This window comes from Kineococcus vitellinus (assembly GCF_009906315.1).
Lineage (GTDB): Bacteria > Actinomycetota > Actinomycetes > Actinomycetales > Kineococcaceae > Kineococcus > Kineococcus vitellinus.
Genome location: NZ_JAAALL010000127.1, coordinates 1 through 11,893 on the forward strand (window position 1 = coordinate 1; position 11,893 = coordinate 11,893).

The window sequence follows — 11,893 nt, forward strand, 5'->3', positions numbered from 1 at the left end:
GCCGTGAGGCAACCGCTGGCCGTCCCCGCCCGGGCGGTGCGCACGCAGACGCTCGTGGAGGTGCGCTGGAGCGCGTCGTGCACCGGGGTCAGGGGCGGCGGACCACGGTGAGGCGCACGGCGACGGTGACCTCGGCCGGCTCGGCGACGGCGGCCAGGCGCGCGTCGAGGTCGGCGGCGCCGACGTGGTGAGCGCTGGGCCCCATGAGCACGAGCGCGCGCAGGTCCTCGCGCCCGAAGGAGCGCTGCACCCGCAGCTCGCGCTCGGTGACGGCCTCGAAGGCGGCGAGGTCGGCGTGCAGCCGGTCCGCCTTGCGCTCCTCGACTCCGACCATGCCCAGCGGCCCGCGGACCTGCTCCAGGTGCTCGGGCAGCGGGGTGACCACGATCCAGCGCCCGCCCGGGCGCAGCACCCGGGCGATCTCGGCGACCCCGCGCGGGGCGAAGAGCGTCGTCACCAGGTCGGCGCAGCCGTCCGCCAGGGGCAGGCCGCGCCAGACGTCCGCCCCGACCGCGGCGGCCCGCGGGTGCGCGCGGGCGGCGCGCTTGAGGGCGGCGGTGGAGGCGTCGACGACGACGCCGTGCGCGCCCGTGGCCTCCAGCACGGCCGCGAGGTGGTGCCCGGTGCCGCCGCCCACGTCGACGACGAAGCGGGCGGGGGCGGCGAGCTCGGCCACCGCGGCGGCGACGGCGTCGTAGTGCCCGGCGCCGAGGAAGCGCTCGCGGGCGGCGACCATCGCCGGGGTGTCACCGGGCGCCTTGGCGCCCGCGGCGAGGGTCAGGTGGCCCTGGCGCGCCAGGTCGAAGCGGTGCCCGGCCGCGCAGCCGACCCCCGCGCCGAGCGCTCGCAGGGCCTGCGCGCACACGGGGCAGCGCAGCGCGGGCAGGGCGGCCCGCAGCGCCGGCGGCAGCGCGTTCAGCGCTCGTGGTCCGCGGCCGCGCCCAGCGGGTGCAGACCGGTCAGCGCCCCCACCCAGGAGGCGGGCACGCCGGCCAGCCGGCCGTCGTAGGCGCGCACGGCCGCCGCGTGGAAGGCGAGGTCGCCGGCGAGGCGGTGCTCGGCGTCGGCCACCGCCCGGTGCAGCTGCGGGTCCGGCTCCTGCTCGCCGCCGGCGTGCAGGGTGAGGTCGGCCAGCCGGCTGCGGCGCTGCTCGGCCAGCGCCCCCGCCTCCACGGCCAGGTCGCGCATGCGCACCAGCGCGGCCCGGGTGCTCACCGCCCACAGCAGGGCGAGCAGGACCAGCAGCAGCACGACGACGAGGACGGCGGTGCCCGCGCCGCCCATCAGGAGCCCTCGCCCGCGAGGCCGATGTCGGCCAGCCCGAAGGCGGCGCGGTACTCCAGCCCGGCGGCCTCGACGCGCTCCTTGGCGCCGGTGTCGCGGTCGACGATCACGGCGACCCCGACGACCTGCGCACCGGCCTCGCGCAGCGCCTCGACGGCCGTGAGCACGGAGCCGCCGGTGGTGGAGGTGTCCTCCACGGCCAGCACCCGGCGGCCCGCGACCTCGGGGCCCTCGATGCGCCGCTGCAGGCCGTGGGCCTTCTCCGCCTTGCGCACCACGAAGGCGTCCAGGGCCCGGCCGCCGTGGGCGGCCGCCCAGCCGCGGGCGTTGGCGGCGTGGACCATCGCCAGCGCGACCGGGTCGGCGCCCATGGTGAGCCCGCCGACGGCCTCGAAGTCCCAGTCGGCGACGAGGTCGAGCAGCACCGGGCCGATGAGCGCCGAGGCCTCGCCGTCCAGGCTGGTGCGGCGAAGGTCGACGTAGTAGTCGGCCTGCTCGCCGCTGGACAGCGTCACCCGCCGGCGCACGACGGCCTTGTCCGCGACGAGCGCGGCGAGGCGGGTGCGGGCGGTGCTGGCGGCCGGCTCGGGGGCTGGGGTGCTCACGGCACGGCAGCTTAGGCGAGCTGACCCGCCAGCCACTCCAGCTGGCGGCGCCAGTGGTGCACCTGGCCGCCCTCGTGGCCGTTGAAGGGGTAGACCGCCAGCTCGCAGCGGCCGCCGCCGCGCAGCCCGTAGCGGCGGTGGGCCGCCCACACCGTCGACGGCGGGCAGGTGCGGTCCATGAGCGCCACCGAGACGAGCGCGGGCGCGCTCGCGCGGGCGACCAGGTGGGCGACGTCGAAGTGGTCGAGGGTGGCGAGCACCTGCTCGACGCGGTCGCGGTGGACGGCCAGGTAGCGGGTGATCTCGGCGTAGGGGTCGGTGTCGGCGACGAGCACGGCGCGGCGGAACCAGGACAGGAACGGCACGTCGGCCATGACGGCGCGCACCCCGGGCGCCAGCGAGCCCGCGGCGAGCGCGATCCCGCCGCCCTGGCTGGTCCCGGTGACGCTGACGGCGTCCGCGAGCACGTCCGGCTGGCTGCGCGCGGCCTCCACGGCGCGGACCGCGTCGGTGTAGACGCGCCGGTAGTAGTAGGTGTCGCGGTCGAGGATGCCGCGCGTGGTGAAGCCCGGCGCGGACACCTCGGAGCCGGCCGGGTCGCCGGTCGCGCCGCCGCCGCCCCACACCGCCCCCTGCCCGCGGGTGTCGACGACGAGGTGGGCGTAGCCCGCGCTCGCCCAGGTGAGCCGGTCCTCGGCCAGCCCCCGCCCGCCGCCGTAGCCGATGAACTCGACGACGGCCGGCAGCGGCCCCTGCGCGCCCGCGGGGCGCACGAGCCAGCCGTTGACGCGGTGACCGCCCCAGCCGGCGAAGGAGAACTCCTCGTGCGTCAGGGTCGTCAGACGAGTGGGGACCGGGGTGCGGCGCACGTCGAGGGGGTGGGCGGCGGCCTCCGTCAGCGTGCTCCGCCAGAAGTCGTCGAGGTCGGCGGGTTCGTCGAGGACGACCTCCAGCCGCTCCAGCTCTTCCAGGGACATGTCCGACAGCGCCACACCGACTCCTCGTCGACCGGAACGGTTCCTCCGCACCGGGCGGCGGAGATTCATCAGACGACATCTTGACACTGCGCGCGAGGCGGCGTCAGGGTCTCATCGAGGCGATCGGGCCGAGGGCGGCCCGACGCGATCCAGGGAGGACCTCCGTGAAGCTCCTGCGCACCGGCCCGCTGGGCCGGGAGACCCCCGCGGCCCTGCTCCCCGACGGGCGCACGCTCGACCTCACGGGGGTGCTGGACGCGCAACGGCCCTGGAGCGCCGAGGACCTCGCGGCCGCGGACGCCGCCGTGCGGGCGGGCACTGCGCCGGAGGTGGACCTGAGCGGGCGCCGCGTCGGCGCGCCCGTGCCGCGCCCGGGCGCCGTGGTCTGCATCGGGCTGAACTACCGCGACCACGCCGCGGAGACCGGGGCCGCGATCCCCGCCGAGCCGATCCTGTTCCTCAAGCTGCCCTCCACCGTCGTCGGCCCGCACGACACCGTCCTGGTCCCGCGCGGCAGCACGAAGACCGACTACGAGGTGGAGCTCGGCGTCGTCATCGGCGCGACGGCGCGCTACCTGGACAGCGCGGAGGAGGGGCTCGCCGCGGTCGCCGGCTACGTCGTCTCCCACGACGTGTCCGAGCGGGAGTTCCAGCTCGAGCGCGGCGGGCAGTGGGACAAGGGCAAGAACTGCGAGACGTTCAACCCGCTGGGGCCGTGGTTCGTCACCGCCGACGAGGTCCCCGACCCGGGCGACCTCGGGCTGCGCCTGTGGGTGAACGGCGAGCTGCGCCAGGAGGGGACGACGCGGGACATGGTCTTCGGCGTCGGCGAGCTCGTGCGCTACCTCAGCCGGTTCATGGTCCTGCAGCCCGGGGACGTCATCAACACCGGCACCCCCGCCGGGGTGGCGCTGGGCCGCCCGGACCCCAAGCCGTACCTGCGCGCCGGCGACGTCGTCGAGTGCGAGGTGGACGGCCTGGGGCGCACCCGCAACGAGCTGGCGCCGGCGTGAGCCTGCGCGAGAGCACGGGCCTGCGCGGCGGCACGCGCCGGCTGGGGCGCTCGGACGTGGAGGTCCCCCGCGTGGGGTTCGGCGGGGCGCCCGTGGGCAACCTGTACGCGGCCGTCGAGGAGGACGTCGCGCTGGAGGCGGTGCGCACCGCCCTGGCCGCGGGGATCACCTACGTCGACACCGCCCCGCACTACGGGACCGGGTTGTCCGAGGAGCGCGTCGGCCGCGCGCTGCGCGGCGTGCCGCGCGGGGGGTTCGTGCTGGGGACCAAGGTGGGCCGGCTGGTCGAACCCGTCGAGGAGGGCGCGCCGGCCGTCCGCGACGGCGCCTTCGACGTGCCGCCCACCCGCCGGTGGGTGTGGGACTTCTCCGCCGCGGGCGTGCGCCGCAGCCTGGAGGAGAGCCTGGAGCGCCTGGGGCTGGACCGCGTCGACGTGCTGCTGGTCCACGACCCCGACGAGCACCTGGACGCGGCGCGGGCCGGCGCCCTGCCGGAACTGCTGCGCCTGCGCGAGGAGGGCCTGGTGCGCGCGGTCGGCGCCGGGATGAACTCCTCGGCGCGCCTGACCGCGCTCGTGGAGGAGTTCGACCTCGACGTCGTCCTGTGCGCGGGGCAGTACGACCTGCTGGAGCAGCCGGCGCTCGACGACCTGCTGCCCGCGGCGCTGCGCCGCGGCACGTCCGTCGTGCTCGGCGGGGTCTTCGGCTCCGGGCTGCTGGCCGTCGACGAACCCCGCGAGGACGCCACGTACCGCTACGCGCCCGTGCCCGCCGACGTGCTCGCGCGGGCCCGCACCGCCGCCCGCACCGCCCGCGAGCACGGCGTCCCGCTGCCGGCGCTCGCGGTGCAGGCCGTGCTCGCCCACCCCGCCGTCGCCTCCGCCGTCCTGGGGGTGCGCAGCCCGCAGGAGGCGCGCGCGGCCGCCGCGCTGCTCGACGTCGAGGTCCCCGCCGCGGCGTGGCGGGCGCTGCGCGAGGCCGGGACCGTGCGCGAGGACGTCCCGCTGCCGGCGCCGGGCTGACCGCCCGCCCGGGCCGCGACAGCGCCGACGGCCGCTACCCCGCGTCGCGCTGTCCCGCGTCGCGCTGTCCCGCGTCCTGCTGCCCCGCGGACGGCGTCGCGGCGCGGCGGGCGCGACGGCCGCGGGCGACCTCGGTGGCCAGGGCGTCGAGCGGTCCGGCGAAGGCCTGCAGCGGGTCGCCGAGGTGGGCCAGCCACCGGCGGGCGGGTTCCAGACCGCGCGGCTCCAGGGCGTAGAACCGCCGGGTGCCCTCGGCGCGGACGCTGACCAGCCCCGCCGCCAGCAGCACCTTGAGGTGCTGCGAGACGGCGGGCTGGGAGATCGGGTGGTGCGCCTGCAGCGCCGCGGTGACGGCGCCCACCGGTTCCTCGCCGCCGGCCAGCAGTTCCAGCAGCCGCCGGCGGGTGGGGTCGGCGAGCGCCGCGAAGACGTCCTCGTTCACGTGCCGGCGGCGTCCTCGGGGACGACGGTGTAGAACTCCACCGTGCGCTCGGCGGCCGCGGCCGCGGCGGCGGGGTCGTCACCGTCGGCGGCGGCCGCGGCGGCCCAGCCGTCGGCGGCCCGGCGGACGAACTCCGTCCCCTCCGGGGTCGTCGGCCACGCGGCCCCCTCGGCCGGGTCGGCCGCCGCCCCGCTCTCCAGGTGCAGCCCGAGCCCGAGCAGCGCGAGGTCCCAGCCGACGCCCACGGCACCGGGGCCGAACTGCTCCCACATCCCCGGGTCGACGGGCGCCTCGTGCGCGAGTTCCAGCACGGTGCCCGCGGCGGCGGGGCGCAGGCGCACCTCCAGCCAGGAGACGAAGGGGCCCATCTCCCAGGTCAGGGCGAGCACGGCGGGCTGCTCGCAGCGCTCGACGGTGCCGCCGGCGTTGCCCTCGAGCTGGTAGCGGCCGCCGACGCGCAGGTCGCCGCTGACCGGCAGGAACCAGCGGGGGATCCGCTCGGCGCTGGTGAGGGCCTCCCACAGGTCGGCCCGGTCGGTGGGGTACGTCCGGCGGGCGGTGGCGATCTTCGTCGGCGCCCCGTCGCGGGAGCCGCTGCGCACCTCGCGGGCCACGGCGCCGGCGACGGTGAGGGGATCGGTCGTCATGTCGACTCCATCCATAAGTATCAACTTGTAGATTGAGGCTAGCCCTGCCCCACGGGTGCCGCAAGGCCCGGGCGGGCCTCAGGACGGAGCGGTGTCCGGGTCCTCCCCCGCGAGGAAGTCCTCCACCGCCAGCAGGTGCGCGCCCATCCGCAGCCGCGCCCGGTCGGGGTCGCGCGCGCGCAGCGCCTCCAGGACCGCGCGGTGCTCCTGGACCGTGCGCGCGAGGGCGCCCTCGTCGCCGACGGCCCGGCGCACCCGCGCCCGCACCGTCTGCCCCGCGAACGCCTGCACCAGCGCCGCCAGCACCGGGTTCCCGCTGGCCCGCGCGACCGCCCGGTGGAAGCGGACGTCGGCCTCGACGAACGCCTGCGGGTCCACCGCGCCCGGGCCGGACACCGCGTCCAGCGCCTCCTGCGCGGCCGCCAGCGCCTGCGGGCCGGCGTGCCGGGCGGCCAGGGCGGCCGCCTCGGTCTCCAGCAGCCGGCGCACCTCGTGCAGCGCGGGCGAGGCGCCGGGCCGCTGCAGGTCGGCGAGGAAGGACACCGGCGCCAGCAGCAGCGCGGGGTCGAGGGCGGTGACGTAGGTGCCCGCGCCCTGCCGCGTCTCCAGCACGCCCAGGTACGACAGCGCCCGCACGCCCTCGCGCAGCGGCCCGCGCGAGACGCCGAGCGCGCGCGCCAGGTCCGCCTCCACCGGCAGGCGCTGCCCGGGCCCCAGCGTCCCGTCCAGGAGCATCCGCTTGATGCCGCTGACGACCACGTCCGTCTGGGAGGGGGACGGCGCGGCACGGCCGTCGGGCTGCTCGCTCGGCACGTCGTCTCCAGTCCGGGTCCGGGTCCAGGTCCGGGCCCGCCAGCCTAGTCGTCTGACGACTCGGCGCGGGGCCACCAGGGGTAACGTCCCGCCCGTGCGACTCGCCACCTGGAACGTCAACTCGATCCGCGCCCGACTCGACCGCGTGCTGGCCTGGATCGACCGCAGCGACGTCGACGTCGTCGCCCTGCAGGAGACCAAGTGCAAGGACGAGCAGTTCCCCGAGCAGGCGTTCACCGACCTCGGCTACGAGGTCGCCCACCACGGGCTCTCGCAGTGGAACGGCGTCGCGCTGGTCTCCCGGGTGGGCCTGGAGGACGTCAGCACCTCCTTCTCCCCCGACGTCCCGCGCTTCGGCGACCCGGCGGTCGTGGAGGCCCGCGCGATCGGCGCCACGTGCGGCGGGGTGCGGGTGTGGAGCCTGTACGTGCCCAACGGCCGCGGCCTGGAGGACCCGCACTACGCCTACAAGCTGCTGTGGCTGGAGCAGCTGCGCGAGGCGGGGCGGCGCCGGCTGGCCGAGGACCCGGACACCCCCGTCGCCCTCGTCGGCGACTTCAACATCGCCCCCGAGGACGACGACGTGTGGGACGTGGACTTCTTCGCCGGCTCCACGCACGTCTCCGAGCCCGAGCGGGCGGCGTTCCGCTCCCTGGTGCAGGCCGGCTTCACCGACGTGGTGCGCCCCCACGCGCCGGGGCCGGGCACCTACACGTACTGGGACTACACCCAGCTGCGCTTCCCCAAGCGCCAGGGCATGCGCATCGACTTCGTGCTCGGCTCGCCGGCGTTCGCCGCCCGCGTCACGGGCGCGACCATCGACCGCCAGGAGCGCAAGGGCAAGGGCGCCTCCGACCACGCGCCGGTGCTCGTGGAGCTTGCGCCGAACGGCTGACAACGGGCCGGTGAGCGCTCGCGGGCGAGACTGCCGCAGCCGCCGTGGGTAGGTTCCGGAGGGTGAGATCACCCATCACCTGCGACGACCTCGAGACGGTCGAGCTGAACGCGGCCAACGACGCGCGGGGGCAGCGCGCCGTCGCCGACCTGCTGCAGTCGTGGGCCCTGGGCGCCGTCCCCGGCGACTCGGTCTCCCGCGGCCGCCTGCTCGTCGCGGCCAGCGAGCACGCCGCGTACGCCGGCGACGCCTCCCGGGCGCTGCGGCTGGCGCGGCAGGCGCTGGCCACCGGCGACCACGTCTCCCCCGACACCCGCTGCTACGTCGTCTCCGCGCTGCTGGTCTGCGGGCACCTGCGCGAGGCCGTGGCCCTGGCCGACGAGGTCCTCACCGACCGCCCCGCGGACGTGGAGGCCTACCTGCACCTGGGCGACGAGTTCGCCTGGCACCGGCAGGCGGAGGAGGCCTCGCGCATCTACACGCTGGGGCTGTTCCGCTGCGCCGGCGACGACGAGGCCACCGAGGCCCTGCTGGGCGCCTGGCGGCGCGGGCGCCCGCACCCCCGCTCCCTCGACCTGCGCGAGCGCGTCGCCGTCCCGGCCCAGGGGCCCGTGCCCTGACCCCCGGGGTCAGCCGGTGGCCAGCTCGCCGGCGTGCACGGGGACGTCGACGGCGTTGCCCGGCGGCGGCAGCGGGCACGCCCACGCCGGGTCGTGCGCGCAGCTGGGCGCGTAGGCGAAGTTGAGGTCGACGACCAGGGCCTCGCGCGGGTCCCGCGCGCCGCCGAGGTCGGCGCCCTTGACGGTGTCCAGCACGTAGCGCCCACCGCCGTAACCGGGGCCGGGGTCCTTCAGCGGCAGGAACAGCCCGCCGCCGTACTGGTCCAGCCACCACACGTCGAGGTCCCCGACCCCCGGCAGCGCCACGCGCCCGACGCGCTCGAAGCGGACGGTCCCGTCGGTGCCGGTGGCGGCCTCGCGCACCGCCGGCTCCGCCTCCAGCACGGGCACCTCGAAGCGCAGGGCCGGGTCGTACGGCGCGACCGGCAGGCCGCGGAAGCCCGCGCGCGCCGCGGGCGGCAGCGGGCTGGCCGGGTGGGTGGCGAACAGCTCGTCGCGCACCGCCGTCCACAGGGCGTGCCCGTCGGCCGGCGCGGCGCTGGCGCGCACGGCGGCGTAGAGGTCGCCGACGCGACGGCGCCAGTCGAGGACGTCGAGGCGGCTCACCGGGCGCCCCCCGCCTCGCCGGGGCCGTCCACGAGCTCGACCACGCCCTCCAGCCGGGCCCGGTGCACGAGGTGGCGCACGACGTCGGGCGCACCGGTGACGGTGATGCGCCGCTCGGCGCTGCGGGAGGCCAGCCGGGCCAGGAAGCCCAGGCCGGTGGAGTCCATGGAGGTCACCCCGTCCGCCCGCACCAGGACCGGCAGCCCGGTGGCGAGCGCCTCCTCGACACCGCGCCCCAGGACGGGGCCGAGGCAGGCGTCCACCTCACCGGCCAGGTGGACCACCACGCGCTCCCCGGCGCGGTCGACCCGCACCGTCCCCGCAGGCCCGGTGAACCCGGGGAACACCTCGCTCGACGTCACAGCGAGGACGGTACCTGCGCCTCAGGGGTGCGTGCGGGCGCCCTTGAGGGTCTTGTCCACCGCGTTCCTCGGCCCGTGCACGGCGAGGCCGACGAGGTCGAGGTCGGCGCCCGCGAGGGCCGCGACGACGGCCCGGTTCGCCGCGTCGTGGCCGGTGGCGAACATCCCGGCCGTGAACACCGCGGTCTGCACCCCGCGGCCGACCGCCCGCGCGTGCGCGGCGCGCAGCACGTCCGCGCCGGCCTCGAAGACGAGGACGGGCCGGCCCAGCAGCGGCAGGTAGCGCGTGCCGTCGGCGTCGGCGTAGGGCTCGCCGACCAGCTCCGGGTTGGCGGCGGTGATCCCGCTGGCCAGGAAGGCCGTGACGTTCAGCCGCTGCCAGGGCAGCAGGTCGTCGCGGACCACGACGGCGATCTTGGTCTCGAACCGGACGGGCGCGGCGGGCGGGGTCGCGGGGTGGTCGGTCTCGGTGCTCACCGGCTCAGCGTGCGCCCCCGCGCGGGCGGCGGTCTTGTACGTTCCTGACGTGGTCGCGCGTCCCGGCGAGCAGGTGCGCAGCTGGCGGCCCGGCCTGCCGGGCGTCGCCGAGGTCCTGCACGCCCGCTTCGTCGAGCACGCCTACCCGCTGCACGTGCACGACACCTGGACCGTGCTGCTCGTGGACAGCGGCGCGGTGCGCTACGACCTCGGCTCGCGCCCGCACGGCACGGGGTCGCTGGTGACGCTGCTGCCGCCGCACGTGCCGCACGACGGGCGCGCCGCGACCCGCGAGGGGTTCCGCAAGCGCGTGCTCTACCTCGAGCAGGACGCGCTGCCGGCCCGGTTCGCGGGCCGGGCCGCCGACGCCCCGGAACTGCCCGACCCCCGGCTGGCCCGCGCCGCGCGCGCCCTGCACGCCGCGCTCGCCGGCCCCGGCGCCGCGCACGAGGAGCTGCAGGCCTCCTCGCGCGCCGCGCTGCTGCTCGACGCGATCGACGCGCACCTGCGCCGGGTGCCGCCGGTGCAGGTGCGCGACGTCCCGCTGGCCCGGCAGCTGCGGCGGCTGCTCGACGAGCACGTCGTCGAGGGGGTCTCGCTGGCGCAGGCCGCTGCGGCGCTCGGCGCCTCCCCCGCCCACCTGGTGCGCACGTTCACCCGCGAGGTGGGGATGCCGCCGCACGCCTACCTGACCGCCCGCCGGGTGGACGGCGCGCGGCGGCTGCTGCTGCGCGGGCACCGCCCGGCCGAGGTGGCGGTGCTGGCGGGCTTCCACGACCAGCCCCACCTGACGCGGCACTTCCGCCGGGTGCTCGGCACGACCCCGGGGCGCTTCGCCGCCGGCCGCTGAGGCGGCGCGTCGTCGCGGGGACGCGTGCGGAGCGCGTGGCGTTCACGTCGACCGCGTGCCGTCCGGCGCCGCCTTCTTGCGCCGCGGTGCCGCCGAGCGCGGCGGAGCGGCGCGCATGTGGTCCCGGACGGGTCGCAGCAGAGCCGCCAGGGTGGTGACGTCCTGGCTCGACAGGGGCGCGAAGAGCAGGCCGGCGACGAGCTCGACGTGACCGGGGAACACCCGCCGCAGGCGCTCGCGGCCCGCCTGCGTGATCGTCACGGTGGTGCTGCGCTCGTCGTCGGGAGAGGGGGCGCGGGTCAGCAGGCCCGCCTTCTCCAGCAGGCCGGCCTGGTAGGTCAGACCGCTGCGGCTGTAGACGACCCCGTCGGCCAGGTCCGTCATGCGCTCGCTGCCGGTGGAGGAGTCGCCCAGGCGGGCCAGCAGCTGGAACTGCACGTAGCTGAGGTCGCCCGCTTCGCGCAGCTGCTGCTCGACGGCGTGACGCAGCAGGCTGGTGACCTCGATGAGGGAGAAGTAGGCCCCCAGCTGTGCCGGGTCCAGGGACGGCGTCGGGTCGGGCATGCGCGCACCCTACGTGCTGCGGATCCGGGACGACCCGGGCGCGGTGGCCCGGCTCGACCTCCCGGCAGACCCCTTGGGACCCACGGGGTTCGCCGGTCGTGCGAGGTTCACGCGGGCAGGACGACGACCTTGCCGGCGATGCGCCCGGCGGCGGCTTCGGCGTGCAGGGCGGGCAGCTCGGCCAGCGGGATGCGGCGGGTGACCTCCACGTGCAGCTGCCCGGCGTCCACCAGCGAGACCAGCTCGGCCAGGCGCTCGCGGTTCGGGCGCACGAAGACGGTGACCGCGCGCACCCCGCGGGTCTCGTCGCCGGGGGTGGTCATGAAGGCGGTGGTGCTGACGACCGTGCCGCCGTCGCGCACCAGCGCCACCAGCGCGCTGAAGCGCTCGGGGTCGATGGGCGCGAGGTTGAGCAGGACGTCCACCTGCCCGTCCACGGCGCTGAGCAGGTCGGTGGTGGTGTGGTCGACGACCTGCTCGGCGCCGGCGGCGCGCACGGCGTCGATGCTGCGGGGGCTGGCGGTGGCGATGACGTGCACGCCGGCGCGGCGGGCCAGGGCGGTGGCGTACTTGCCGACCACGCCGCCGGCGCCGTTGACGAGGATCCGCTGACCGGCCTGCAGCTCGCCGTCGTCGAAGAGGGCCTGCCAGGCGGTCAGGGCCACCGAGGGCAGGGCGGCGGCGGTGTGGTCGGCAAGTACGCCACCGCCCTGGCC

Annotated in this window: 17 protein-coding genes; 5 read left to right on the forward strand and 12 right to left on the reverse strand. The window is 77.3% G+C overall.

The annotated features are described in order from the left end of the window. Positions 1 to 88: 88 nt before the first annotated feature. From GTQ99_RS12475 to GTQ99_RS12490, 4 genes are read right to left on the reverse strand one after another with little or no spacing between them, the layout of a single operon-like run. Positions 89 to 865, reverse strand: coding sequence for a methyltransferase domain-containing protein (locus GTQ99_RS12475; protein ID WP_205707352.1), 777 nt, complete (start codon positions 863 to 865; stop codon positions 89 to 91). A gap of 50 nt (positions 866 to 915) precedes the next feature. Further along, complete coding sequence (locus GTQ99_RS12480; protein WP_166616059.1) at positions 916 to 1,284, reverse strand: hypothetical protein; 369 nt, start codon at positions 1,282 to 1,284, stop codon at positions 916 to 918. Continuing rightward, positions 1,284 to 1,889 carry an orotate phosphoribosyltransferase gene (gene pyrE / locus GTQ99_RS12485; RefSeq protein WP_166616060.1) on the reverse strand — a complete coding sequence of 202 codons (606 nt, stop codon included), beginning with the start codon at positions 1,887 to 1,889 and terminating at the stop codon, positions 1,284 to 1,286. Before pyrE ends, GTQ99_RS12480 begins: the two co-directional genes overlap by 1 nt. 11 nt (positions 1,890 to 1,900) lie before the next feature. Then, the gene (locus GTQ99_RS12490; protein ID WP_166616061.1) at positions 1,901 to 2,881 is read right to left on the reverse strand and encodes an acetylxylan esterase; all 981 of its coding nucleotides are present in this window, start codon (positions 2,879 to 2,881) and stop codon (positions 1,901 to 1,903) included. A gap of 149 nt (positions 2,882 to 3,030) precedes the next feature. Between GTQ99_RS12490 and GTQ99_RS12495 the strand changes: the two genes are divergently transcribed. Beyond that, positions 3,031 to 3,879 carry a fumarylacetoacetate hydrolase family protein gene (locus GTQ99_RS12495; RefSeq protein ID WP_166616062.1) on the forward strand — a complete coding sequence of 283 codons (849 nt, stop codon included), beginning with the start codon at positions 3,031 to 3,033 and terminating at the stop codon, positions 3,877 to 3,879. After that, complete coding sequence (locus GTQ99_RS12500; protein ID WP_166616063.1) at positions 3,876 to 4,901, forward strand: aldo/keto reductase; 1,026 nt, start codon at positions 3,876 to 3,878, stop codon at positions 4,899 to 4,901. Before GTQ99_RS12495 ends, GTQ99_RS12500 begins: the two co-directional genes overlap by 4 nt. A gap of 34 nt (positions 4,902 to 4,935) precedes the next feature. Here GTQ99_RS12500 and GTQ99_RS12505 read toward each other — a convergent pair whose 3' ends face one another. The 3 genes from GTQ99_RS12505 to GTQ99_RS12515 all read right to left on the reverse strand — a co-directional run bounded on the left by GTQ99_RS12505 (position 4,936) and on the right by GTQ99_RS12515 (position 6,803). Continuing rightward, positions 4,936 to 5,343 (reverse strand): metalloregulator ArsR/SmtB family transcription factor, encoded by a 408-nt coding sequence (locus GTQ99_RS12505; protein ID WP_166616064.1) that lies wholly within the window; start codon positions 5,341 to 5,343, stop codon positions 4,936 to 4,938. Further along, positions 5,340 to 5,990: an SRPBCC domain-containing protein gene (locus tag GTQ99_RS12510; protein ID WP_166616065.1), complete on the reverse strand. Its 651-nt coding sequence runs from the start codon at positions 5,988 to 5,990 to the stop codon at positions 5,340 to 5,342. The genes GTQ99_RS12505 and GTQ99_RS12510 overlap by 4 nt, the downstream gene beginning before the upstream one ends. 78 nt (positions 5,991 to 6,068) lie before the next feature. After that, entirely contained in the window at positions 6,069 to 6,803 is a 735-nt protein-coding gene (locus tag GTQ99_RS12515; RefSeq protein WP_338074952.1) for a FadR/GntR family transcriptional regulator, read from the reverse strand. Between the two features lie 94 nt (positions 6,804 to 6,897). Between GTQ99_RS12515 and GTQ99_RS12520 the strand changes: the two genes are divergently transcribed. Then, a complete protein-coding gene (locus GTQ99_RS12520) occupies positions 6,898 to 7,698 on the forward strand; it encodes an exodeoxyribonuclease III (protein WP_166616066.1) in 801 nt (266 codons plus the stop codon). A 62-nt stretch (positions 7,699 to 7,760) separates the two neighbouring features. Beyond that, positions 7,761 to 8,318: a hypothetical protein gene (locus GTQ99_RS12525; RefSeq protein ID WP_166616067.1), complete on the forward strand. Its 558-nt coding sequence runs from the start codon at positions 7,761 to 7,763 to the stop codon at positions 8,316 to 8,318. A 9-nt stretch (positions 8,319 to 8,327) separates the two neighbouring features. Here the strand turns inward: GTQ99_RS12525 and GTQ99_RS25140 are convergent, their stop codons facing one another. The 3 genes from GTQ99_RS25140 to GTQ99_RS12540 are packed head-to-tail and all read right to left on the reverse strand — an operon-like array spanning position 8,328 to position 9,763. Beyond that, positions 8,328 to 8,924 carry a DUF1684 domain-containing protein gene (locus GTQ99_RS25140; protein WP_166616068.1) on the reverse strand — a complete coding sequence of 199 codons (597 nt, stop codon included), beginning with the start codon at positions 8,922 to 8,924 and terminating at the stop codon, positions 8,328 to 8,330. Further along, the gene (locus GTQ99_RS12535; RefSeq protein WP_166616069.1) at positions 8,921 to 9,286 is read right to left on the reverse strand and encodes an STAS domain-containing protein; all 366 of its coding nucleotides are present in this window, start codon (positions 9,284 to 9,286) and stop codon (positions 8,921 to 8,923) included. The genes GTQ99_RS25140 and GTQ99_RS12535 overlap by 4 nt, the downstream gene beginning before the upstream one ends. A 21-nt stretch (positions 9,287 to 9,307) precedes the next feature. Next, a complete protein-coding gene (locus tag GTQ99_RS12540) occupies positions 9,308 to 9,763 on the reverse strand; it encodes a DUF2000 family protein (RefSeq protein ID WP_338074953.1) in 456 nt (151 codons plus the stop codon). Positions 9,764 to 9,812: 49 nt separating this feature from the next. Between GTQ99_RS12540 and GTQ99_RS12545 the strand changes: the two genes are divergently transcribed. Beyond that, positions 9,813 to 10,613 (forward strand): helix-turn-helix transcriptional regulator, encoded by an 801-nt coding sequence (locus tag GTQ99_RS12545; RefSeq protein WP_338074954.1) that lies wholly within the window; start codon positions 9,813 to 9,815, stop codon positions 10,611 to 10,613. 42 nt (positions 10,614 to 10,655) lie between these two features. On the opposite strand, the gene GTQ99_RS12550 is transcribed toward GTQ99_RS12545, so the two are convergent. Beyond that, positions 10,656 to 11,177 carry a MarR family winged helix-turn-helix transcriptional regulator gene (locus tag GTQ99_RS12550; protein ID WP_166616070.1) on the reverse strand — a complete coding sequence of 174 codons (522 nt, stop codon included), beginning with the start codon at positions 11,175 to 11,177 and terminating at the stop codon, positions 10,656 to 10,658. Positions 11,178 to 11,284: 107 nt separating this feature from the next. Then, the coding region (locus GTQ99_RS12555) for a zinc-binding dehydrogenase (RefSeq protein ID WP_166616071.1) at positions 11,285 to 11,893 on the reverse strand (609 nt) is incomplete at its 5' end.

Bases quoted from the DNA above. Each gene is read 5' to 3' on its own strand.
- GTQ99_RS12510 (WP_166616065.1), bottom strand. From the start codon at position 5,990: ATGACGACCGATCCCCTCACCGTCGCCGGCGCCGTGGCCCGCGAGGTG.
- GTQ99_RS12550 (WP_166616070.1), bottom strand. From the start codon at position 11,177: ATGCCCGACCCGACGCCGTCCCTGGACCCGGCACAGCTGGGGGCCTAC.
- GTQ99_RS12480 (WP_166616059.1), bottom strand. From the start codon at position 1,284: ATGGGCGGCGCGGGCACCGCCGTCCTCGTCGTCGTGCTGCTGCTGGTC.